The sequence below is a fragment of the Gordonia jacobaea genome (assembly GCF_965344965.1).
GTDB lineage: Bacteria > Actinomycetota > Actinomycetes > Mycobacteriales > Mycobacteriaceae > Gordonia > Gordonia jacobaea.
In genome coordinates this window covers 248,951-272,293 of the sequence record NZ_CBDRLS010000003.1, presented here as the reverse complement: position 1 = coordinate 272,293, position 23,343 = coordinate 248,951, and the positions used below count along the sequence as shown (strand labels likewise).

Below are 23,343 nucleotides of genomic sequence, written 5' to 3'. Positions count from 1 at the left end.
ACGGCTCGCACGGCGAGATGGTCCGTGGACAGCGTTGAACCACTCATCGTCGCGAATCCAGCCACCCCTGAAGAATAGCGACCGCCGCCGCCTGATCAATCACCCCACGCGACGCCTTGACGCTGCGTCCACTGGCGTGCAGCGCCTGCTGCGCAGCTACGGTGGTGAGTCGTTCGTCAGAAAACACGACTGAAATCCCCTCAAGTTCTTCGGCGAGTCGGGCCCCGAAGGCGCGCGCCTTCTCGGCTGCCGGACCGTCCGTGTTGCGCAGCGTCTTGGGTAACCCGACGATCACCTCGACGGCTTCGTACTCTTCGACCAGTGCGCGCAGTCGCGCCACCGCGGCGTCGACATCGGCTCCGGCGACCGTCTCGACGGGTGTCGCGAGGATGCCGTCGGGATCGCTCACAGCGACCCCGATCCGCACACTCCCCACGTCGACGCCGAGACGACGCCCCCGAGTCAGACTCATCGGCCGACGATCTCCCGAATGCGGGTCCGCGCCGCGTCGATCCCCGCGGCGTCGGTCCCCGATCCCTGCGCGAGGTCGGGTTTGCCGCCGCCGCGTCCGCCCACGAGTGGCGCGATCTCCTTGACCAGATCGCCCGCTTTGATGCCTGCGCCTCGTGCGGCATCGGTGGTGGCGATGACGAACGGAACCTTGGTCTCGTCACCCTCACCCGTCGTCGAGAACAACGCGATCACGGCCTGCCGGTCACCGACACGGCCTCGCAGATCGGTCGCGATGCCGCGCAGGTCGTTCGCCCCGACTCCCGGGACCACCCCACCGACCACGAGTGTCGAACCGACGGTGTCGGCGGAATCGAGCAGACCTCCGGCCGCAGAGCGAGCGGCATCGGCGCGAACCTTCTCGAGCTGCTTCTCCGCGTCACGCAGGCGGGTGACAAGTTGCTCGACGCGACCGGGGACCTCAGCGGACGGGACCTTGAGCGACGAGGCCAGTCCCGCGAGCAACGCACGCTCCTTGGACAGGTAGCGGAACGAGTCCATTCCGACGTATGCCTCGACGCGTCGCACGCCCGATCCGACGGAGGATTCGCCGATCAGCGTGACCGGTCCGATCTGCGCCGACGACGCCACATGCGTTCCGCCGCAGAGCTCCATCGAGAAGGGCCCGCCGATCTCGACGACGCGGACGACGTCGCCGTAGTTCTCGCCGAAGAGCGCCATCGCGCCCATCGCCTTCGCCTCACTCAGGCCGGTCTCGAAGGTGTGCACCGGGTAATTGGACTCGACGGCGGCGTTCGAGATCTCCTCGATCTGCTGTCGCTGATCCTCGCTCAGCGCCGAGCCGGAGTGGAAGTCGAATCGGAGGTAGCCGGGCCGGTTGAGCGATCCGGCCTGTGTCGCACTGGGGCCGAGCACCTCGCGCAGCGCGGCATGCACCATGTGCGTACCCGAATGCCCTTGTGTCGCACCGTGTCTCCACGACTGATCGACGGAAGCGATGACCTCGTCGCCGTCGTGGATCTCACCGGCGTCGACAGTGGCCTTGTGTAGCCACACCGACTTGCCGACCTTCTGCACGTCACTGACGGTGAGGCGGGTGCCGTCGCTGGTGGTGATGGTGCCGACGTCGGCCATCTGGCCGCCCGACTCCGCGTACAGCGGGGTGCGGTCGAGGACCACCGTGGTCTGCTCCCCCGGCCCCGCCGACCGCACACGCGTGCCGTCAGTGATGAGGCCGAGCACTCGCGCCTCGGACACCAGCTCGTCGAAGCCGGTGAACTCCGTGGGGCCACGGTCGAGGAACTCGCGGTACACCGCGGCGTCGGTATGCCCGGTCTTGCGGGCGACGGCGTCGTCCTTGGCGCGCTGCTTCTGCTCCGCCATCAGTTCGGTGAATCCCTGCTGGTCGACGTCGAGGCCCGCTTCCGCGGCCATCTCGAGCGTCAGATCGATCGGGAATCCGTAGGTGTCGTGCAGGGTGAAGGCGTCGTTGCCGCTGATCGTCTTCTTGTGTGCGGCCTTGGTGGCCTGCGCGGCGTCGGCGAACAGCTTGGAGCCTGCCTCGAGCGTCTTGGCGAAGGACGTCTCCTCCCCGACGGCGACCGAGACGATGTGGGCGCGCTGCTCGGCGAGTTCGGGATAGGACGGCGACATGACGTCGATCACCGTGTTCACGATGATCTCCATCGTCGGCTTGGCATCGCCGAGTAACCGCATCGAGCGCACCACACGGCGCAACAGGCGCCGCAGCACGTAGCCGCGTCCGTCGTTGCCGGGGAGCACGCCGTCGCCGATGAGCATCACCGCGGTGCGGGCGTGGTCGGCGATGACGCGGAACCTCACGTCGTCGTCGTGATTGCCCGCCCCGTAGCCCCGACCGGTCAGCTCCGACGCAAGGTCGATCAGCGGCTTGAGCAGGTCGGTCTCGTAGACGTTGTCGACGCCCTGCAGCAGGCAGGCCACGCGCTCGACACCCATACCGGTGTCGATGTTCTTCTTCGGCAGCGGGCCGAGGATCTCGTAATTCTCCTTGGCTCCGCCGGGGCCTCGCTCGTTCTGCATGAACACGAGATTCCAGATCTCGATGTAGCGATCCTCGTCGGCTTCAGGTCCGCCTTCGACGCCGTAGTCGGGGCCACGGTCGTAGAAGATCTCCGAGCACGGACCGCACGGGCCGGGCACGCCCATCGACCAGTAGTTGTCCTTCATCCCGCGCCGCTGGATGCGCTCTGCGGGAACACCGATCTCGTCACGCCAGATCGCGAATGCCTCGTCGTCGTCGAGGTAGACGGTCGGCCACAGCTTCTGCGGGTCGATGCCGTATCCGCCGTCGTCCACCGACGAGGTGAGCAGATCCCACGCGAAGCGGATGGCCTCGCGCTTGAAGTAGTCGCCGAACGAGAAGTTGCCCGCCATCTGGAAGAAGGTGTTGTGGCGGGTGGTGATGCCGACCTCTTCGATGTCGAGTGTGCGGACACACTTCTGCACGCTGGTGGCGCGGTCGTACGGCGGGGTCTGCTCACCGAGGAAGTAGGGCTTGAACGGCACCATGCCGGCGTTGACGAACAGCAGGTTGGGATCGTCGAGGATCAGTGAGGCACTGGGCACCTCGGTGTGTCCGGCCTTGATGAAGTGATCCAGGAATCGCTGCCGGATCTCATGCGTCTGCACTGGGTTCTCGTCCTCGGTCGTCGTGGTGCGTCTGGAAGGTCTGCGTCGGACTGACTCGGGGCGTGCGCGAATCCGACGATCTGCGACATACCAGCCTACCGCCGCGCGACAAGGACACCTGAATTGCGTCGTCAGCAGCACGAGAAGGCCGTGCTGGACAGCGGTGTTGTGGCCGTCTGGTCGACTGTCACCGACAGGGACAGGCACGCCGCGGCCGATCGCGCGACCATGGATCGGTGACCAACGGATCCACCGCCGCCGAGCAACTCGCCGACTTCCTGCGCAGCCGCCGCGCCGCGCTCGTACCCGCCGACCTCGGCGTCGTCACCACGGGTCTTCGGCGGGTACCGGGGCTACGTCGCGAAGAACTCGCAGAACTCGCAGGTGTCTCGCTCACCTATTACACCCGCCTCGAACAGGGCGCGGCGTCGAATCCATCGACGCAGGTGATCGACGCGTTGGCACGTGCGCTGCGCCTCGACGAGGTCGAGCGCGCACATCTCTATCACCTCGCGGGCTCGGCGACACCCCGGCCCGTCCGGTCGCGGATGCGTCCCGGTCTTGCGACGTTGCTCGACGCGATGCCCGACGTCGCGGCGATCGCACTGTCGCCCGTGCAGGACATCGTCGGGTGGAACCGCCTTGGCCACGCGGTGCTGGCAAGTCACCTCGACCCTGCGGCCCCGACGTCCGACACACCACCGAACAAGGTGTCGATGCTGTTCACCGACCCGGCCACGCGTGCGCTGCACCGTGACTGGGAGTTCGAGGCACGCCTGGCAGTCGCCTCGCTGAGATACGTCACGGGGCCGCTGGTCACCGGACACGTGAACGCCAACGGCGCAAACGGTGCCAACGACGACATCGCCGATCTCGTCTCGGACCTCGCCTCCAGCAGCGCCGATTTCGCGCGCATCTGGGCGCAGCACCCCGTCGAATCCTGTTCGAGCGGCACCAAACGCTTCCGACATCCCATCGTCGGCGAGCTCGACCTCACCTACGACATGCTGCATCTCCCCCAGGAGGACGGGCATCGATTGATGCTCATGCACGCCACGCCCGGTTCGTCGCACGACGACGCGCTACGTCTGCTCGCGAGCACAACTCTCTCGGGCTGAGCCCCCGCCACCCCGTTCTCCCTTTTCCCACGCCGGTCACCCGACCGTGCGTCACTTCGTCGTGAAGGAAACACCATGAGCGAGACGACAACGCCCGCAACAGATCCCACCGCGAACGAGGACCCCGCGGACGAGAAAACCGCCGCACCACACGCCCGAGCGGCTCTAACCGCACTGGCTGTCGGCGGATTCGGCATCGGCCTGACCGAGTTCATCATCTCCGGACTGCTGTCCGACGTCGCCGAGTCGCTGCGCGTATCGGTGCCCACCGCGGGCGCGTTGATCTGGGGATATGCGCTCGCCGTCGCCGTCGGAGCCTTCACCGTCACCGCATTCCTCAGCAGGCGACCACCGAAACGCGCTCTGGTGGTGCTGCTCTGCCTGTTCATCGTCGGCAACGTGCTCACCGCCCTCGCGCCGACGTTCGACGTGGCGTTGCTCGGCCGCGTGGTCACAGCGATGTGCCACGGCGGCTACTTCGGTATCGGCGCCGTGCTGGCGGCCGACCTCGTGGCGCCGCACCGCAGAGCCAGCGCCATAGCGGTCATGTTCACCGGCCTGACTGCGGCGAACGTGATCGGGGTTCCCTTCGGAACCGTTGTGGGCCAACACTTCGGCTGGCGGGCGGCGTTCTGGATGGTGAGCGTCGTCGGGGTTGTCGCACTGGTCGGGATCGTGGCACTCGTCCCGTCACGACCCGCGCCGACGTCGAGCAGCGGATCGGCCTATCGCGTCCTGCTCCGACCGCAGGTACTGATCTCGATCGTCCTGACAATGGTGCTCTTCGGCGGAGTCTTCGGCGCGTTCATCTACGTCGAGCCCCTCGTCACGCATGTGACGGGCTATCCGGAGTCCGCGGTGGCCTGGCTGCTGATCATCTTCGGACTCGGACTGTGCGTCGGCAACGTCGTGGGCGGCTGGGCAGCCGATCGCAACCTCTCACTCACGCTGCGGACCCTGCCCGTGCTGCTGACCCTCACCCTCGTCGCCTACGCACTGCTTGCACACGTGCCGGTCGCCGTCGCGATCCTGCTCTTCGTCATGGGACTCGTGGGCTTCGCGACGAGCCCGCCACTGCAACTGCGCGTCATGCACTTCGCGGGCGATGCTCCGACCATGGCGTCGGCGGCCAACATCGCGGCGTTCAACGTGGGCAATGCGATCGGCACGTTCCTCGGTGGACTGACGATCGGTGCAGGGCTCGGTTGGGTGTCGCCGGTGTGGGTCGGTGTCGGAATGGCCGCGGCAGCAACTGTTCTGGCATTCGCAACACGTCACCGCTGAGTCGCGTCACGCCTTCTTGGTCCGGCGCGTCGCCCTTCGCACGATCGACCGCAGTTTGGCCACCCGCGGCCCGATCTCGCGCTCGAAACCGTGATCGGTCGGCACGTAGTAGTCGACACCGACGAGTTCGTCGGGTGGATACTGTTGCGGCACAACACCGTCGGGATCGTTGTGCGGGTATTGATATCCGACGCCGCTACCCAGCTTCTTGGCGCCGCTGTAGTGGGCATCGCGCAATCCCGGCGGCACCGCTCCGGCCTTGCCCGCTTCGACGTCGGCGAGTGCAGCGCCGATGGCGCTGACGACCCCCGCGGACTTCGGGGCGGTCGCGAGGTGGATCGTCGCCTGCGTGAGCGCCAGCTTGGCCTCCGGCATCCCCACGAGAGCCACCACCTGCGCCGCGGCGACCGCGGTCTGCAACGCCATCGGGTCGGCCATCCCGATGTCTTCGCTCGCGTGGATCATCAGACGTCGTGCGATGAATCTGGGATCTTCGCCCGCGGCGATCATCCGGGCGAGGTAGTGCACCGCGGCGTCGACGTCAGACCCGCGGATCGACTTGATGAACGCGCTGGTCACGTCGTAGTGCTGGTCGCCGTCGCGGTCGTACCGCACAGCCGCACGGTCGATGGCCGCCTCGACGTCGGACACACCGATCTCGGGGATGTCGCCCACCCCCTCCTCACCGATCTCCTCGGCACCGGGTGTCGGTTCGCGCAGCGCTGCGTCGGCGCTGGCTTCGAGTGCGGTCAGTGCTCTGCGCGCGTCGCCGCCCGCGACGGCCACGAGGTGGGCGTATGCGTCGTCGGTGACGGTGACGGTGCCGCCGAGTCCGCGTTCGTCGGCGACCGCACGGCGCAGCACCGTGCGAATGTCGTCGTCGGTGAGCGAACGCAGCTGCAGCACAAGCGATCTGGACAACAGCGGCGACACCACGGAGAACGAGGGATTCTCGGTGGTCGCGGCGACGAGGAGGACGATGCGGTTCTCGACGGCGTCGAGCAGTGCATCCTGCTGGGTCTTGGAGAACCTGTGGACCTCGTCGATGAACAAGACGGTCTGCTCACCCGCCGCCAGTCGGCGCCGCGCGACCTCGATGACCGCGCGCACCTCCTTCACGCCCGCGGACAACGCGGAGAGCGCTTCGAAGCGACCTCCCGCAGCGCTCGAGATGAGCGACGCCATCGTCGTCTTCCCGGTGCCCGGTGGGCCGTAGAGCATCACCGACGCCGCGCCCGATCCGCTGATCAGACGACGCAGTGGTGACCCCTCGCCGAGGAGATGTTGCTGGCCGACGATGTCGTCGAGACTCTGCGGACGCATCCGCACCGCCAGCGGTGCGGACGGTGACGGCGGTGATGTCAGCGATGTGGCGCCGCTCGTCGAACTCTGAGGCGGCGGGTCGAACAATCCCCCCACTGCGGTCAGTCCAGCCACGCACGCTGCAGCGCGAGGCCCACTTCGGTTGCGAACTCAGAGATCTCGGCGTTGCTCGTCGCCGCGGCGGCGAGATCGGACCAGCGTGCCACGAGGACGCGGGGATCGTTGGTGTGCAGCGCCCAGTCGTGGGCGTAGTGCGTCATCGGAACGGTGTCGGTCGACGAATCGGGCAGCATCCACACCGTCGACAACCACACCCACAGCAGCCGAGCCGTGAGCAATTGCCGTGCCATGTAGCGATCGCGCTCGAGTGCGGGCCAGATCGGCACCACTTCTGAGCGCCAGGCGTCGACCATCGACACCTCGAGGTCGAGGCGGTGGGCGACGCCCGCCGGCCCGAGTTGCGGGGCAAAGGTGACCAACCCGTAGGCGATGTCGAGTGTGGCGTCGCGGAATCCGCCCCACTCGTAATCCATGAACTGCACGCCGTCGTCGTTGAGGAGGATGTTCTCGGGGCCGACGTCGGAGGGACTGAACGCGCGGTGATCACCCTCGTCGAAGAGTGCGCAGGCCGACGTCAGCGCCTCCGCGACGGCGTCGGGAAGCGTCAGCCCGAGATCGGCAACCCGCGCCGACGCTGCGGACACCGCACGGATCGCTTCGTCGCGGAGGATGTCCCTGCCCGCGGTGCCTGCCGCACCGTGGCGCACGAGGGCGTCGAAGTCGCCTTCTCCGCCGACTGTTGCCGCATGCATCCGGCCGAGTGCCTGGCCCCACGCGCTCACCGCGCGGCTCATCTCGACCACATCGGCATCGGCGAGCAGCACCGTCAACGGGTGCCCGCGGCCGAGGTCTGAGAGCACCATCAACCGGTTGTCGGGGTCGGAGGCAATGAGTTGCGGACCGGGCCGTGACTCCGTCGGCAGTGCCGTCGCGTATTTGTACGATGCGATCTCGCGGTGAAACGCCTGCGGGTCCTCGTGACTCGGGAGCGCCTTGATGACGAGGGTGCGGTCCATCGACAGTGGGTTCTGCGCCACGCGTACCCGTACGACTGTGGTTCGGCCGCTCCCTCCGAGATCCTCGGGATCGGCGAGAACCACCGGCGACCCCGCTCTGCGGGACAACATGTTTTCTGCGGCACGCACCACGCTGGTGACGCGGCTTTCTGTGATGACCGTCATGGCACCAACCAACCTACTCGTCGGCGCCGACACGCGTCACCGGGTTATGCGACTGACTTGAAGAGCGAACTGCACGGCACGGCTTCGACCTGCAGTTTTCGTTCGCGAGATCCTTTTGCGTCGCAAAAGACAACAATTCGTTGCGACGACGGCTTTTCGACCGACCCGGCCCCACTCGGCTGCCTCGCGCAGCACTCACGTGATCACCTCTGACAAGGGACTGACATCGACCGAGACCTCGATCTCACTCTTGGACGCGTCGGTGTAGATCACGCCACGCAGCGGCGGGACGTCGTCGTAGTCACGACCCCACGCCACGGTGACGTGACGTTCGTCGACGAGTTTGTTGTTCGTCGGATCGAAGGCCAGCCACCGATCACCGGGCAGCCAGACCGCGGCCCACGCATGGCTGGCATCGGCGCCGAAGATGCGCTCGGTACCCGGCGGCGGGTCGGTCGCGAGGTAGCCGGACTCGTAGCGCGCCGCGAGTCCCACCGACCGTAGGCAGGCGATGGCTACGCGGGCGAAGTCCTGACAGACGCCCATCCGACGTTCGAGCACCGTATCGACCCGCGTGCTGATCGCCGTCGATCCGGAGCGGTAGGTGAAGTCGGAGAAGATGCGCGACGTCAGGTCGATGATCGCGTCGACGAGCGGACGACCCGGCGTGAAGACCGCTGCGGCGTAGTCGCGCACGGCAGGCGTGATCTCCGGTGGGTCGAGATCGAGCACGAACTCGTCGACGAGGACAGCGCCCGTGACGGCCGGTCGAGCGTCCTCCCACGGCGCCCGTGCGGCGACGCTGTGCACGAGCCCCTGGTCGATGGGGTCGACCTCGACGATCGACGTCGTGGTCACCTCCAGCGCCCGGTGCGCGGTGCGGACATGGAAGTACGCGTCGATGTTGCCGTAGACGTCCACACCGACAGACCGGTCAGCGGGCTCGGGCGAGATCACCGTCTCGGTTTCACGGACGCGCTGATACGGGAGGTCGCGCGGGGTCAGATAGCACCGGCCGTACGACGACGACACCTCGTCGTCGTAGGTGTAGCAGGTGCGGTGGAAGACGCGGTACTTGCGCGTTGCGGGCGTCTCGGCGGGTGTCGTCACAGCTGACCTCCCCAGATCGGTTGCGCGGTACGAGGCGGAGCGAACCGCGTGCGGTTGAGCAGGTCGGACAGCGCCCGTGCGCGGTCGCGCAGAGTGCTTGTCAGTTCGACGAGGTCGGCGCGCTTGCCGTATCCGTCGACGCTACTCAGATCGGCCGGGTCGCAGCGACGCAATTCTGCTGTCATCTCCTCGACCGCGCGCTCGGCAGCGGCCGAACGCAACTCCTCGGGCAGCGACGTCAGATCGTCGTGCATCTTGGCGAGCTGGTAGATCATCGCGCGCGGGTTGGTCTCGTCGAACATCAGCAGCTCGGCGACGGCCTCGGCCCGGTAGAGACCGCGGTTGCGTCGGCGGTAGATGACCGACGACTCGGTGGCGCTCAGGTACGACTCCAACAGGGTCTGTTCCATGTCCAGCGGGTGCTCGTACTCGAACAGCGCGCGGGTGAGGTCGGCGAGCGTGATCACCCGCTCGATACGCCTACCGAGATCCATGAGCAGCCAGGCGGCGTCGTGCACCATCGATTCGGCCTGCAGACCGGACAGTGCGAGAGCGCCGTGCAGGATGTGCTCGTGCGTGCGGGCAAGATCGGGTCCGAGGTCGAGTGCGGCGTCGCCGAACACCCCGGTGCCCGCCCCGACGTCGTCGCGGGCGCGCTCGATCTGGCGTGTCATCGCCTCGAGCGCGCGCTCCATCGGGGTCAACACCATCCACGTACTCGTCGACATCTGGTCGCGGACGGCCCTGGCTGTGGCGACGAGGCGTTCGGTCGAGTGCGCAATCGTGCCCTGCGTGTACCGATTGACGGTCAGTTCGGCGATCTTCACGATCGCGGTGTTGACCTGCTCGATCGACGAGAGTGACGAGTCGTCGTCGAGCAAGGTCTCCCCCGTGCCGAGAAGGCCGGTGGTTCCGGTCACCTCGGCGACCGCGTGCAAGAACAGCGGAACCGCAGCGGTGCCCGACATCCACGGCCGGTACTGGAAGTCCTGGTAGCGCTCACGCGCGACCTTGGCCAGCCGCGTGACCGACTCGGTGCGCTCGCCGTATCGGCCGAACCAGAACATGTCGGCGAGGACGCGCGGACTCGCGGCGGCCGCGATGTCGGAGTAGCCGGTCGACGCCGGTCGCGCGATGATGGCGACCTCGTCGTCGGGTTCGCCGCGCAGCTCCGTGCGCCGCGAAACATGTCCTCCCACATCGGGATTGGTCACCCAGATGTCCTTGGCGGCGACCGATGCCAGCGACGCGCCGACAACTCCGTCGGCAAGGACCGAACCGAGACCGCCCGGCATCACCGCGTAGGTGGGACCCTGTGCGACCGAGAACGCGCGCACGGAGACGGGTGCGGCACGCAGAGTGCCGCGTCCCTGCGCGGGCAACGCCGCCTCGGTCAGGCTCGGCGCCACCGAGTACGCCTCGACCTCGCGGCCGACCCACTGCCAGGCGTCGGCATCGATCCGCGAGCGCAATACGTCGCGGGTCGCGGAATTCGTTGCGGGCCCGACGAATTCCTCGCCGGTGCGGAAGTTCGTGAGGACGAGTGAGTCGAGCGACGACACGATCTTCGACCGTGCCGAATCGTCGCCGGCCCAATAGGTCGGCACCGATCCGAGTGCGAGTTCCTCGTCGATGAGCATCGGCGCGACCTTGTGGAGGACGGCATTCAGTGCCGGGTTCTCCAGCACGCCACTGCCGAGGGTGTTGACGACGGTGATGTTTCCACGCGAGATGGCCTCGACGAGTCCCGCGACGCCCAGGCGGGAGTTGGTCCGCAGGTCGAGCGGGTCACAGAAGGAGGCGTCGACGCGGCGCAGCAGCACGTCGACGCGCTTGTACTTGCCGAGCGAACGCATGTAGACCGCGCCGTCGCGCACCGTGAGGTCGGCACCCTCGACCAGCGGGAAGCCCAGCACGGACGCCAGGTACGCCTGGTCAAAGAAGGTCTCCGACATGCTGCCGGGGCTGAACACCGCGACTGTCGGGTCGTCGACTCCCGGCGGCGCGTAGTCGGTCAACGCCAGTCGGAGAGTGCCCGCGAACGTCGCCATCGGGCGTGGCGCGCAGCGCTGGAACAGTTGCGGGAACGTCCGGGAGATCAGTCGCCGGTCGGCGATGGCGAACCCGACACCAGACGGCGCCTGCGTCCGGTCGCCGTACACGGCGAACGAGCCGTCGGATAGGCGTCCGAGGTCGAGTGCGTGTAGGAACAGCGCGTGCGGTCCCGCGACCTCGAGCCGAGCGGCCTTGCGCACGTAGCCGGGATGTCCGAAGACCATCTCCGGAGGTATCAGCCCCGCATTGATGGTCTTCTGGTCGCGGTAGATGTCACGCAGGATGAGATCGAGCAGCATCGACCGCTGGGTGATCGCCTTCTCCAGCTCGGCCCATTCGACGCCGTCGACGATCAGCGGGACGGCGTCGAGCAGCCAGGGCCGCGGGATCGTCGTGGTGCCGTCGACCTGGTTGTAGACGACACCTTCGTCGGATACCGCCGATGCCAGGCGCGCGGCCGACGCCTGCAGTCGGTCGTCGCCGCGCAGCGCATAGCCTGCGACGAGCTCGTCCCAGGCAGGACGAACAGCGCCCGCGGAATCGAGCACTTCGTCGTAATGGTTGCGTGCGGCAGCAGGTGCGGCACCGCCCGAATTGAGCTGCCCGAGATCGAACAGCGTGTAACCGTCGGATCGGTACCTGTCGAACACCGCGGGCACACCGCCGCCCGCTGAAACAGTCACCGAAGAACTGTACGTGCCCGACGCAGATCGAGGATCGCCGGGACCCCACTGTCCGTGGCCATGCGGGCGACGCGCTCCCGGAGCAGTCCGACGTCGACGGAGCCACTGGTGTGCCCTGCCGCCTCGAACCGACCGTTTCGGCGCGACTCCGCCTCGACCGCGTTGACCGGTGGGCGATCGTAGGCACGGCCGCCCGGATGCACGATGTGGTAGGTCGCGCCGCCGACGGATCGGCCCGCGAGCGTGTCGACGAGGTCGAAGGTCAGCGGGGTGTCGATGCTGATGGTCGGGTGCAGCGCGCTCGGCGGCTGCCACGCCCTGAACCGGATGCCTGCCACGCGTTCACCGGGCCTGCCGGTGCCCGTCAGCGGGATCGGATACCCGTTGCAGGTCAACACGAATCGGTCGTCGTCGGCACCCTGCACACGCACCTGCACCCGCTCGATCGACGAGTCGACGTAGCGCGCGGTTCCCGTCCCCGTCGACTCCTCGCCGAGGGTGTTCCACGGTTCGATCGCCCCGCGCAGTTCGACCTCGTATTCGCGGATCGCGACGGTTCCCAGCCGTGGGAAGCGGAACTCCGTGAACGGGTCGAGCCATGCGGTGTCGAACGGATACCCCGCCTCGCGCAGTTCCTCTGCCACCTGCGCGATATCGGCGATGACGTAGTACGGCAGAAGGTGTTTGCCGTGCAGGTCGGCGCCGTGGTGGATGAGCCTGCTGCGGTAGGGCTTTTCCCAGAACCACGACACCAGCGAGCGGACGAGCAACGACTGCACCATCGCCATCCGGTGATGCGGCGGCATCTCGAAGCCGCGCAGTTCCAGCAGTCCGAGTCTGCCGCGCGCGGAGTCGGGGCTGTAGAGCTTGTCGATGCAGAACTCGGCTCGGTGGGTATTGCCGGTGATGTCGGTGAGTAGGTGCCGCAGCGCCCGGTCGGTGACCCAGGGATTCGGTGGGGCGTCGGCACCGCGCGCCGGTTCGCCCTTCACCGCGAGCCTGTCGATCTCGGCGAACGCGATCTCCATCTCGTAGAGCGCGGAGTCGCGACCCTCGTCGGCGCGGGGTGCCTGCGATGTCGTTCCGATGAACTTGCCGCTGAACAGGTACGACAACGACGGATGGCGCTGCCAGTAGGTCAGCATCGACACCAGCAGATCCGGTCGACGCAACAGCGGTGAATCCGCGGGCGTCGATCCGCCGAGGGTGATGTGGTTGCCGCCGCCGGTGCCTCCGTGGCTGCCGTCGAGATCGAACGTCTCCGTGCCAAGCCTGGCGTGGCGTGCGTGCTCGTAGAGCGAGTCGAGCAGCTCGGTCTGCTCGGCGAAGCTGCTCGTCGGCTGAACGTTGACCTCGATGACACCCGGGTCCGGTGTGACGGTCAACGTGACGAGGCGGGCGTCCGCCGGGGCCCCGTAGCCCTCGATCACCACCGGTGTGTCGATCTCGGCGGCCGCGTTCTCGATCATCTCGACGATCGCCAGATACTCCTCGAGCTCTGCCGTCGGCGGTAGGAACACGTACAGGGTGTCGCCACGCTTCTCCGCGACCAGTGCGGTGCGTGGCACGAAGGCGGTCGGGTCGACGTCGGTCACGGTACGGCCCAACGAGTCCGCGACGTCGTCGGGCAACGGGTCGGCGCGGACAGACGGGTCGGCCTCGTACAGGACCGGCGCGGGTCCCCACGAGAGCGAGTTCAGCGGAAGACGCAGTCCCGCGGGAGACGTGCCGGGCGTCAGCACCAGACGCCCACGTCGCGTCGTCCACCGCGCGCTCTGCCACGCCGTCTTGTCCTCGGAGCGGCTCAGGGGCAGGACGAACGCCGTCGGATCGGTGATCGATGCGTCGAGCGATTCGAGCAGTTCACGCCGCGCCTTCGTCGAATCGTCGGCGGGCTCGATGTCGGCGTCGGCGTCGACGACTTCGGCGGCAGCAGCTGCCCATGCCGCCGCTCGCGCGGCAGGCAGCGTCGGGTCGGATCCCGGATCGCCGGGCGGGAGCGCAGACAATTCGCGCATCCGCACCAGCGGGTCCTCGAAGGCGGGCATCACCTGTGAGCCGGGCAGACCCAACGCGGATGCGAACGCGGACAACAACTTTTCGGCAGCGGGATCGCCGCCCGAGCCCGGTTTCGGTCCCGACGCCTCGAGTGCCATCGCCCCGGCGGCCTGTGCGCGCGTCGCCCAGGGGTCGGCCAAGAGGTCTCGCCGACGCCAGATCGGTTGGCCGTCTGCCCGCCACATGACGGCGATCTGCCAGCGCGGCAGCGGCTCTCCCGGGTACCACTTACCCTGGCTGCGCTGCACGAGGCCGGTCGGCGCGTAGTCGTCGGCGAGGCGAGCGGCGAGCTTCGACGCCAACTCCCGCTTGTGCGGGCCGTCGGCGTCGGTCGTCCATTCCGGATCGGTCTGGTTGTCCAGGGAGACGAACGTCGGCTCACCGCCCATCGTGAGTCGGACGTCGTTGTCTGCCATCTTCTTGTCGACCGCCGCACCGAGTTCGACGACCCGCTCCCACTGCGACTCCGTGTACGGCAGGGTGACCCGCGGATCCTCGTGGAAGCGGGTGACAGTGTTGGAGAAGTCGAGCGTCGCGTGGCACGGACCGGTTGCGCCGGTGATCGGGGCAGCACCGCCGGGGGTCGGCGTCGCGGCCAGCGGGATGTGGCCCTCTCCGGCGAACAGGCCCGACGTCGGGTCCATGCCCACCCAGCCCGCTCCCGGCAGGTAGACCTCTGTCCATGCGTGCAGGTCGGTGAAATCGGCGGTGGGCCCGGACGGACCGTCGAGCGACTTGATATCCGAGGTGAGCTGCACCAGGTAGCCGGAGACGAAGCGCGCCGCCAATCCCAGCTCGCGCAGGAGCGCCACCAGGAGCCACGCGGAGTCACGGCATGACCCGATGGCACTGGCGAGTGTGTACTCCGGCGTCTGCACGCCCTGTTCGAGCCGGACGGTGTACCCGACGGCGTCGCGGACGGCCTGATTGAGCGCGACGAGGAAGTCGATGATGCGTGTCGGCGATGTCGGCTTGTGTTCGGCCGCGAACTCGGCGATGGCGGGGTGTACCGGCGCCCCGGCGAACTCCCCCTCGGTGACCCCGACCGGTCGGAGGTAGATCTCGAGGTCTTCGCGCAGTTCGTCGGGGTAGTCGAAGCCGTAGTCCTCGGCCCAGTCCTCGATGAAGAAATCGAAGGGATTGATGGCGGTGAGGTCGGCGACGAGGCTCACCGTGATCGACAGAGTCGTCGAGGGTTCCGGAAACACAAGGCGCGCTTGGTAATTGCTGAACGCGTCCTGCTGCCAGTTCAAGAAGTGTCCCGCGGGTTCCACCGCGAGCGAATACGCCTCGATGGGGGTGCGTGAGTGCGGTGCAGGGCGCAGCCGCACCACGTGCGGATAGATCTTGACAGGCCGATCGAACGCATACGCAGTGCGGTGTTCGAGCGCCACCTTGATTGTCACCGGTCATCCTCCCGGAGGTCGTCGAGCAGATACGTCCCCATGGGTAGAAATCTCAGCACAGATAGCGCCCGTGCGCCCGACGTGCGGTCCCCCACGCACCCGTGTGCGACATGTGTCACGCGGACAATCGCCGGCCGTTCAGCTCGCCGGTTTCGCAGCACCCTGGTCGGACTCGCCGCCCTTGGGCTTCGGCTTGGCGTCGATGCCCGACTCCTTGCGCTGCGCAGCGGTGATCGGTGCGGGCGCGTCGGTGAGCGGATCCACGCCACCACCCGATTTCGGGAAGGCGATGACCTCACGGATCGAACTCTCACCCGCGAGCAGTGCGGTGATGCGATCCCATCCGAATGCGATCCCGCCGTGCGGCGGCGCACCGTAGGCGAAGGCGTCGAGCAGGAAGCCGAACTTCTCCTGCGCCTCGTCGTGGTCGATACCCATGATCGCGAACACGCGTTCCTGGATGTCGCGACGGTGGATACGGATCGACCCGCCGCCGATCTCGTTGCCGTTGCACACGATGTCGTAGGCATAGGCCAGTGCGTTGCCCGGATCGGATTCGAGGCCGTCGAGCGACTCCGGTTTGGGCGAGGTGAACGCGTGGTGCACCGCGGTCCATGCGCCGGAGCCGACGGCGACATCGCCCGACGCCGTCGCGTCGTCTGCCGGCTCGAACAGTGGAGCGTCGACGATCCAGGTGAACGCCCATGCGGCGGTCGACGGGTCGACGGGTTCGCCGGGTGCCGGGATCAGTCCGAGGCGGACGGCGATCTCGCTGCGTGCGGCACCGAGTAGTGCGCGCTGCGCCTTGGCCGGGCCCGCCGCGAAGAAGACGCAGTCGCCGGGCTTGGCGCCGACATGTGCGGCGAGACCTTCCCGCTCGGCGTCGGAGAGGTTCTTGGCGACCGGACCACCGAGGGTGCCGTCCTCGCCGACGAGCACATATGCCAGGCCCTTGGCGCCACGCTGCTTGGCCCACTCCTGCCAGGCGTCGAGGGTACGACGCGGCTGCGACGCCCCGCCCTCCATGACGACCGCGCCGACGTAGGGCGCCTGGAACACGCGGAAGGGCGTGTTGGCGAAGTACTCGGTGCACTCGACGAGCTCGATCCCGAAACGCAGATCCGGCTTGTCCGAACCGAACCGACGCATCGCGTCGGCGTACGTCATCCGCGGGATCGGTGTGGTGACCTCGACGCCGATGAGCCGCCACAGCGCCACGAGGACCTCCTCGGCGAGCGCGATGACGTCGTCCTCGTCGACAAAGCTCATCTCGATGTCGAGCTGGGTGAACTCCGGCTGGCGATCGGCGCGGAAATCCTCATCCCGGTAGGCACGAGCGATCTGGTAGTAGCGCTCCATACCGGCGACCATGAGGAGCTGCTTGAACAGCTGTGGGCTCTGCGGCAGGGCGTAGAACGTTCCCGGCTGCAGACGCGCGGGCACGAGGAAGTCGCGTGCACCCTCGGGCGTCGAGCGGGTCAGCGTCGGCGTCTCGATCTCGACGAAATCGTGAGCGGCGAGCACTCCGCGAGCCGCAGCATTCGCCTTCGAGCGCAAACGGATTGCCGCAGCGGGTCCTTCGCGACGCAGATCGATGTAGCGGTAGCGCAGCCGCGCTTCCTCGCCGGGGCTCTCGTCGAGCTGGAACGGGAGCGGCGCCGACTCGTTGAGCACCTCGAGTTCGGTCGCGTTGATCTCGATCTCGCCCGACGGCAGGTTCGGGTTCTCGCTTCCGGCGGGACGTTCCTCGACGAGACCGGTGACCTTCACGACGTATTCCGCGCGGAGCCGGTGTGCCTTCTCGGCGACAGCCTCTTCACGGAAGACGACCTGCACCAGCCCGGAGCTGTCACGCAGATCGATGAACACGACGCCGCCGTGGTCGCGGCGACGCGCAACCCACCCGGCGACGGTGACGGTCTGCGACGCGTCGGCGCGGCGCAGCGAACCGGCGAAATGCGTGCGAAGCACTGGAGTCCTTCCTGGTGGACGTACGAGCTCGGAAATCTCGCGCTCAATCCTACGGAGGGCGCGCCCGCCGTCGCCGAGTGGTATCCCGCCCGCGCCGAACCCGCCGCCCGCGCACCATTCCGAGACGTGATTGTTGGGCGTGGTTCACCCGTATCGGGACGTCCTCGCCGGTAGCCTGACCTGCATGACGTTCCAAGGCAGCGGGGGGCTGGACAACAGCAACGTGTCCGGCGGCGGGGGTGGCGGTGGTTTCGGCGGCGGCGGCGGTGGCCGTATCGCGCTCGGCGGTGGTGCCGGGCTGATCGTCACGCTGATCGCGCTCTTCCTCGGCATCAATCCCGGCCAGATCCTCGGCACCTCGTCGACAACAGGAGGTTCGTCGAGCACCTCGGCGAGCGAGATCGACGAACACCTCGCCCAGTGCACCATCGAGAAGGCCAACACCGACGACATCTGCCGCATCAAGGCCACGACGATCAGCATCAACAGGGTGTGGTCGGACCTCATGAAGGGCTACACCCCGCCGAAGACCGTCATCTTCAGCAATTCCGTCGACACCGGTTGCGGCGCCGCAACGTCGGCGACCGGACCGTTCTACTGCCCCGTCGACAAGACCGCCTACTTCGACCCGACGTTCTTCAACCAGCTCAAACAAATGGGTGGCAGCGATGGTCCGCTGGCCCAGGAGTACGTCGTCGCACACGAGTACGGCCACCACGTGCAGAACCTGACCGGGGCACTGCAGAAGGGGCAGCAACTCGGTTCCAGCGGACCCAAGTCGGGTTCTGTCCGCGTCGAATTGCAGGCAGACTGCTACGCGGGTGTGTGGGCGTATCACGCAGACAAGGGCAGCGACGCGATGCTGGAACCGCTCACCTCCGATCAGATCAACTCGGTCATCCAGACCGCGAAGGCGATCGGCGACGACACCATCCAGGGCGCGAACTCCAATCCCGAGGGCTGGACGCACGGCTCGGCCGATCAGCGGGTCCGTTGGTTCTCCATCGGATACAAGAACGGCGACCCACGTCAGTGCGACACGTTCTCCACCAATGACCTCTGAGACCATCAGGCGCACACCGACACCCGTCGACGCGATCGCCGACGACCATCTGGCGCGTAGTGCCGCACTCGACCCGATCCTCGCCAGCGAGTACGGCCTTGCAGGCCACGACCGGCTGCTGACCGACTTCTCCCCGGACGCCGTCGACGAACGGGCCGCTCTGGTGCGTTCGACGCTCGCACAGCTCGACGCCGCGTCGCCCACCGACCACGTCGACAGGGTCACCATCGCCACCATGCGAGCCGGGCTCAATCGCGAACTCGCACTCGCCGACGCAGGCGAACTGACCGGCGAGTGCAACGTGATTGCCTCACCGCTGCAGGCGATTCGCGACATCTTCGACCTCATGCCCACCGACACCGCCGAACAGCGCGCCGACATGGTTGCGCGGATCAGCGCGATCCCGGCGGCGATCGACAGCGTCATCGTCGGACTCGAACACCGCCGCGACGTCGGACCCGCGCTCGCACGACGACAGGTCGAACTGGTTGCCGCACAAGCCGACGGGGCGCGCGCTGCGATCGCACAGAACACCACGCCGATCGCCTCCGACGACGCGCTCGCCGTCGACCTGGCCGGCGCCCTCGACGGCGCGGGTGCCGCGTTCGACGCCCTGGCCGCACTCCTGAGGTCGACGGTCCTCGACTCCGCCGACCCCGACGACGCCATCGGGCGCGACAGGTATCTGCTCCGGTTGCCGTATTACCTCGGCACCGATGCCGATCCCGACGAGGCCTACGACTGGGCGCTCGGTCACCTCGACGCCATCACCGCCGAACAGCAGGCCATCGCCGCGGACCTCGTGCCCGGCGCGAGCGTCGCCGAGGCACTCGAATTCCTCGACGCCGCACCGCAATACCAGATCCACGACCGCGCGTCGTTTCTCGCGTGGATGCAGCAGACCTCCGACGCGGCGGTCGACGGCCTGGCCGGCACGCACTTCGACATTCCCGACCGTCTCACCCGACTCGAATGTCGGCTGGCGCCGTCGTCGACCGGCATCATCTACTACACGCAGCCAAGTGCCGACCTCTCCCGCCCCGGACGGATGTGGTGGGCGGTACCGCCGGAACAGACCGTCTTCCACACCTGGCAGGAGAAGACGACCGTCTACCACGAGGGCGTGCCGGGGCATCATCTGCAGCTCGGCGCCGCGATCGTCGATCCCGACCTCAACACCTGGCGCAAGCTCGCGTCGTTCACCTCGGGACACGGCGAGGGCTGGGCGCTCTACGCCGAGCGGTTGATGAGCGAGCTCGGTTGGCTCGACGACCCCGGCGACCGGATGGGCATGCTCGACTCGCAGCGCCTACGCGCGGCGCGCGTCGTCGTCGACATCGGAGTCCACTGCCGCAAGGCCGCACCCGCATCTGTCGGCGGCGGCACGTGGGATGCCGAGAAGGCGTGGCAGTTTCTCACGGCGTCGGTGGCGATGGATCGGGCGGTGCTGCGCTTCGAGCTCGATCGCTACCTCGGGTGGGCAGGACAGGCGCCGAGTTACGCGCTGGGACAACGGGTCTGGGAACAGTGCCGTACACAGGCTCTGACCCGCCATCCCGAGTGGACTCTCAAGGACTTCCACACCAACGCCCTCGCACTCGGCGGGGTCAGCCTCGACGTCCTGCGCGAGGAGATGACCCTCAGGCCAGCAGCTGGCTGACCTCTGCGACGACGCCCTCCAGCGATGTCTTGTGCTGCTCGCCGTTGGTCAGGTTCTTGATCTCGATGGTGCCCTCGGCGAGTTCGCGGTCGCCGAGTACCAGCGCCAGCTTCGCGCCGGACCGATCCGCGGCCTTCATCGCGCCCTTGAGTCCGCGGTCGCCGTAGGCGAGGTCGACGCTGACACCCGCGGCACGCAGTTGTCCTGCGATACTGACCAATTCGGCTTTGGCGTCGGTGCCCAGCGGTACCCCGAACACCTGGCACCGCGCGGCGTCGACGTGGGCGATGCCCTCGGCCTCGAGAGCCAGCATCGTCCGGTCGACGCCGAGTCCGTAGCCGATTCCCGAGAGATCCTGCTTGCTGCCGAGCTGACGCATCAGGCCGTCGTACCGACCGCCGCCACCGATGCCCGACTGCGCGCCGAGACCGTCGTGGACGAATTCGAACGTCGTCTTGGTGTAGTAGTCCAGGCCGCGGACCAGGCGCGGGTTGATCACATACGGGACGCCGAGCTGGCGCAGATGCGACAGCACGCTCTCGAAGTGGCCGCGCGCGTCGTCGGACAGATAGTCGAGCATGAGCGGTGCATCGGCGGTGGCCTCGCGGATATCGGGGCGCTTGTCGTCGAGCACGCGTAGCGGATTGATCTGTGCGCGTTGGCGTGTCGCCTCGTCTAGGTCGAGTCCGCTCAGGAACTCCTGCAGTGCCTCGCGGTATGCTGGGCGGCAGGAGTCGTCGCCGAGCGAGGTGATCTCCAGACGGAACCCCGACAGTCCGAGCCGTCGATATCCCTCGTCGGCGATCGCGATGACCTCGGCGTCGAGCGCGGGGTCGTCGACGCCGATCGCCTCCACCCCGACCTGCTGCAGTTGGCGGTAGCGGCCGGCCTGCGGGCGCTCGTAGCGGAAGAACGGACCCGCGTAGCAGAGCTTGACGGGGAGTTGTCCGCGGTCGAGACCGTGTTCGATGACCGCGCGAACAACTCCGGCGGTGCCCTCGGGACGCAGCGTGACCGAACGGCCGCCGCGATCTTCGAAGGTGTACATCTCCTTGCTGACCACATCGGTCGACTCGCCGACGCCTCTGGCGAACAGGCCGGTGTCCTCGAAGATCGGCAGTTCGATGTGTCCGTATCCGGCCCGCCGAGCGGCGTCGGTGAATGTGTCGCGGACGCGTCGGAAATCGGCCGACGCGGGCGGGTAGTAGTCGGGGATGCCCTTCGGTGCGACGAAGTCGGCGCTCACAGTCTCCTGCTTCCCTTCTGTCGGCTCGACTCCCCCAGCTCCGTCAGGAACGGGTTCGTCGCGCGTTCCTGCCCGATCGAGGTCTGTGGCCCGTGGCCGGGCAACACCTGGGTCTGGTCGGGCAACACGAGGAGCTTCGACTCGATCGATTCGAGCAGTTGCCGGTGGTTGCCGCCGGGCAGATCGGTGCGTCCGATGGACCCCGCAAAGAGTACGTCACCGGAGAAGCACACTTTGATGCTGGTCTCCTGACCTGCATCGTCGACGACCGGTACGTCGATGGTGAGTAGGACCGATCCCTGGGTGTGGCCGGGTGCGAGATCGACGTCGAATCTGATCCCCGCCACCTCGATCGGCTCACCGTCGACGAACTCGATGACCTTCTCCGGCTCACGGAAGGTCAACGGCCCGATCATCGCGCCGAGTGCACTGCCGAGGCCGACCGCCGGGTCGGCGAGCATCGGACGGTCCGCCGGGTGGATGTAGGCGGGAATCCCGTATGCGTCGCAGACATCCGCGGCGTTCCAGGTGTGATCGAGGTGTCCGTGGGTCAGCAACACCGCAACCGGGGTCAGGTCATGCTCGGCGAGAATCTCGGCGACCTTGTCGGCCGCTTCCTGGCCCGGGTCGATGACGACCGCCTCGCCACCCGGCTCGGGTGCCACGATGTAGCAGTTGGTCTGGAACATCCCGGCGGGGAATCCGGTGATCAGCATGTGCTCTCCTCGGCTTCGACATGACGCGGGCGCCGATGACGCGTCGCTCCTGACACTCCATTCTGGCGCACGCGAGAACAGCACTCGACGACACTCCGGTACACCTGCCTGGGGAACTCTCAGGGTGTCCTGGCACACTTGCGTGTCGATACAGCCGTGTTTCGAGCGCACCGTGTTTCGAACGCACCGTGTTCATCCGCACCGACAGACGTCTCAGGAGGGTTCACCAGCGTGACCACCAACGAGGAACGCCGCGAAGCCGCCAAGCGGAAGCTTGAGGACAGACTCGAACGCGAGCGTCAGGATCGCAAGCGTCGGCGCATCCTCATCGCATCGATCTCGACGGTCGTGGTGGTTGCGGTCGTGGCCACCGCGACCACGCTCATCGTGAAGAAGGTCCTCGACGACCGCGAGGCCGCCCGGTGGACGTCGTGTGAGTACCAGGATCAGCCCGACCGCCTCAAGCCGATCCCCACCGACCCGCCACAGGGCGTGCCTGCGGAGCAGCACGAGGAATACCGCAAGTACGCGGCTGAGATGAACAAGATGATCAACGAGGGCATCCCCAAGAAGCGGACTGCCCCCAAACCCGGTGACCGGCAACTGAAGTCCGGCGACGTCTCGGCGGTGTTCGACACGTCCCAGGGCGCGATTCCGATCACGCTGACCCGAGCCTCGGCACCGTGCAACACGGGCGCGATCGTTTCGCTCATCGGCGACAAGTACTACGACGACACCCCGTGCCACCGCATGACCACGAGCGAGGCGCTCAAGGTGCTGCAGTGCGGTGATCCCACCGGAACAGGTGCCGGCGGCCCGGGTTGGAGCAGTCCCGACGAGCCGCCGACCAACCTCAAGCCGGCGGGACAGGCCAACCAGATGACCGGCCAGCAGTCGGTGGTCTACCCCCGCGGCACCATCGCGATCGCCAACAGCAACCAGGGCGGCCAGAGCAGCAACACCGGCTCGAGCCAGTTCTTCCTCGTCATCTCCGACAGTCAGCTCCCGGCCGACTACTCGGTGGTCGGCAAGGTCGACCCCGAGGGCCTCAAGGTGCTCGACAAGGTCGCCGCGGGCGGCGTGACCCCCGGACCGTCGGGCGAGACCAACGACGGCAAGCCCAAGCTGCCGGTGGAGATCACCACGGCCAAGATCACCGGCGGAGACCTGGACTAAACGCACACTCGACGCGAGGAAGCGCCCAGTCGGCGGGACAACCCGTCGACTGGGCGCTCCAGAACGCCGAGTGGGCGCCCCAGAACGCCGAG

At 67.4% G+C, this 23,343-nt stretch carries 15 protein-coding genes; 5 read left to right on the top strand and 10 right to left on the bottom strand.

Annotated features, from left to right (window positions below; genetic code table 11):
- Positions 1-43: 43 nt before the first annotated feature.
- Both ruvX and alaS read right to left on the bottom strand, forming a co-directional pair.
- On the bottom strand, positions 44-472 hold the full coding sequence (ruvX, locus tag ACRVY7_RS12070) for a Holliday junction resolvase RuvX (protein WP_049697259.1): 429 nt from the start codon (positions 470-472) through the stop codon (positions 44-46).
- Complete coding sequence (alaS, locus tag ACRVY7_RS12065; RefSeq protein WP_431817223.1) at positions 469-3,141, bottom strand: alanine--tRNA ligase; 2,673 nt, start codon at positions 3,139-3,141, stop codon at positions 469-471. Before alaS ends, ruvX begins: the two co-directional genes overlap by 4 nt.
- 236 nt (positions 3,142-3,377) lie before the next feature.
- On the opposite strand from alaS, the gene ACRVY7_RS12060 reads away from it, so the two are divergent.
- Positions 3,378-4,259, top strand: a complete 882-nt coding sequence (locus ACRVY7_RS12060; protein WP_064870795.1) for a helix-turn-helix transcriptional regulator — start codon at positions 3,378-3,380, stop codon at positions 4,257-4,259.
- A gap of 75 nt (positions 4,260-4,334) precedes the next feature.
- Positions 4,335-5,543 (top strand): MFS transporter, encoded by a 1,209-nt coding sequence (locus ACRVY7_RS12055; RefSeq protein ID WP_431817222.1) that lies wholly within the window; start codon positions 4,335-4,337, stop codon positions 5,541-5,543.
- A gap of 6 nt (positions 5,544-5,549) precedes the next feature.
- Here ACRVY7_RS12055 and ACRVY7_RS12050 read toward each other — a convergent pair whose 3' ends face one another.
- The 6 genes from ACRVY7_RS12050 to aspS form a co-directional block, all read right to left on the bottom strand.
- Complete coding sequence (locus ACRVY7_RS12050; protein ID WP_431817511.1) at positions 5,550-6,962, bottom strand: replication-associated recombination protein A; 1,413 nt, start codon at positions 6,960-6,962, stop codon at positions 5,550-5,552.
- A gap of 5 nt (positions 6,963-6,967) precedes the next feature.
- The gene (locus ACRVY7_RS12045) at positions 6,968-8,107 is read right to left on the bottom strand and encodes a protein kinase family protein (RefSeq protein ID WP_049697256.1); all 1,140 of its coding nucleotides are present in this window, start codon (positions 8,105-8,107) and stop codon (positions 6,968-6,970) included.
- 195 nt (positions 8,108-8,302) lie between these two features.
- Positions 8,303-9,217 carry a transglutaminase family protein gene (locus tag ACRVY7_RS12040; protein WP_064870796.1) on the bottom strand — a complete coding sequence of 305 codons (915 nt, stop codon included), beginning with the start codon at positions 9,215-9,217 and terminating at the stop codon, positions 8,303-8,305.
- Complete coding sequence (locus ACRVY7_RS12035) at positions 9,214-11,955, bottom strand: circularly permuted type 2 ATP-grasp protein (RefSeq protein WP_431817221.1); 2,742 nt, start codon at positions 11,953-11,955, stop codon at positions 9,214-9,216. Before ACRVY7_RS12035 ends, ACRVY7_RS12040 begins: the two co-directional genes overlap by 4 nt.
- Positions 11,952-15,419 (bottom strand): transglutaminase family protein, encoded by a 3,468-nt coding sequence (locus tag ACRVY7_RS12030; protein ID WP_431817220.1) that lies wholly within the window; start codon positions 15,417-15,419, stop codon positions 11,952-11,954. Before ACRVY7_RS12030 ends, ACRVY7_RS12035 begins: the two co-directional genes overlap by 4 nt.
- Before the next feature lie 138 nt (positions 15,420-15,557).
- The gene (gene aspS / locus ACRVY7_RS12025) at positions 15,558-17,390 is read right to left on the bottom strand and encodes an aspartate--tRNA ligase (protein ID WP_431817219.1); all 1,833 of its coding nucleotides are present in this window, start codon (positions 17,388-17,390) and stop codon (positions 15,558-15,560) included.
- Positions 17,391-17,574: 184 nt separating this feature from the next.
- Between aspS and ypfJ the strand changes: the two genes are divergently transcribed.
- Positions 17,575-18,453, top strand: coding sequence for a KPN_02809 family neutral zinc metallopeptidase (ypfJ, locus tag ACRVY7_RS12020; protein ID WP_064870861.1), 879 nt, complete (start codon positions 17,575-17,577; stop codon positions 18,451-18,453).
- Positions 18,443-20,113, top strand: coding sequence for a DUF885 domain-containing protein (locus ACRVY7_RS12015; RefSeq protein ID WP_431817218.1), 1,671 nt, complete (start codon positions 18,443-18,445; stop codon positions 20,111-20,113). The genes ypfJ and ACRVY7_RS12015 overlap by 11 nt, the downstream gene beginning before the upstream one ends.
- Here the strand turns inward: ACRVY7_RS12015 and hisS are convergent.
- Together hisS and ACRVY7_RS12005 are read right to left on the bottom strand one after the other, a co-directional pair.
- Positions 20,094-21,359 (bottom strand): histidine--tRNA ligase, encoded by a 1,266-nt coding sequence (gene hisS / locus ACRVY7_RS12010; protein ID WP_431817217.1) that lies wholly within the window; start codon positions 21,357-21,359, stop codon positions 20,094-20,096. The genes ACRVY7_RS12015 and hisS overlap by 20 nt on opposite strands.
- Positions 21,356-22,075, bottom strand: a complete 720-nt coding sequence (locus ACRVY7_RS12005) for an MBL fold metallo-hydrolase (protein WP_431817216.1) — start codon at positions 22,073-22,075, stop codon at positions 21,356-21,358. The genes hisS and ACRVY7_RS12005 overlap by 4 nt, the downstream gene beginning before the upstream one ends.
- Positions 22,076-22,306: 231 nt before the next feature.
- Here ACRVY7_RS12005 and ACRVY7_RS12000 point away from each other — a divergent pair, with 231 nt between their 5' ends.
- Positions 22,307-23,251, top strand: a complete 945-nt coding sequence (locus ACRVY7_RS12000) for a peptidylprolyl isomerase (protein WP_049697248.1) — start codon at positions 22,307-22,309, stop codon at positions 23,249-23,251.
- Positions 23,252-23,343: the final 92 nt, after the last annotated feature.

Excerpts from the sequence above, each read along its gene's own strand:
- ACRVY7_RS12045 (WP_049697256.1), bottom strand. The coding sequence starts at position 8,107 with ATGACGGTCATCACAGAAAGCCGCGTCACCAGCGTGGTGCGTGCCGCA.
- ruvX (WP_049697259.1), bottom strand. The coding sequence starts at position 472 with ATGAGTCTGACTCGGGGGCGTCGTCTCGGCGTCGACGTGGGGAGTGTG.
- ACRVY7_RS12005 (WP_431817216.1), bottom strand. The coding sequence starts at position 22,075 with ATGCTGATCACCGGATTCCCCGCCGGGATGTTCCAGACCAACTGCTAC.
- ypfJ (WP_064870861.1), top strand. The coding sequence starts at position 17,575 with ATGACGTTCCAAGGCAGCGGGGGGCTGGACAACAGCAACGTGTCCGGC.
- ACRVY7_RS12055 (WP_431817222.1), top strand. The coding sequence starts at position 4,335 with ATGAGCGAGACGACAACGCCCGCAACAGATCCCACCGCGAACGAGGAC.
- ACRVY7_RS12015 (WP_431817218.1), top strand. The coding sequence starts at position 18,443 with ATGACCTCTGAGACCATCAGGCGCACACCGACACCCGTCGACGCGATC.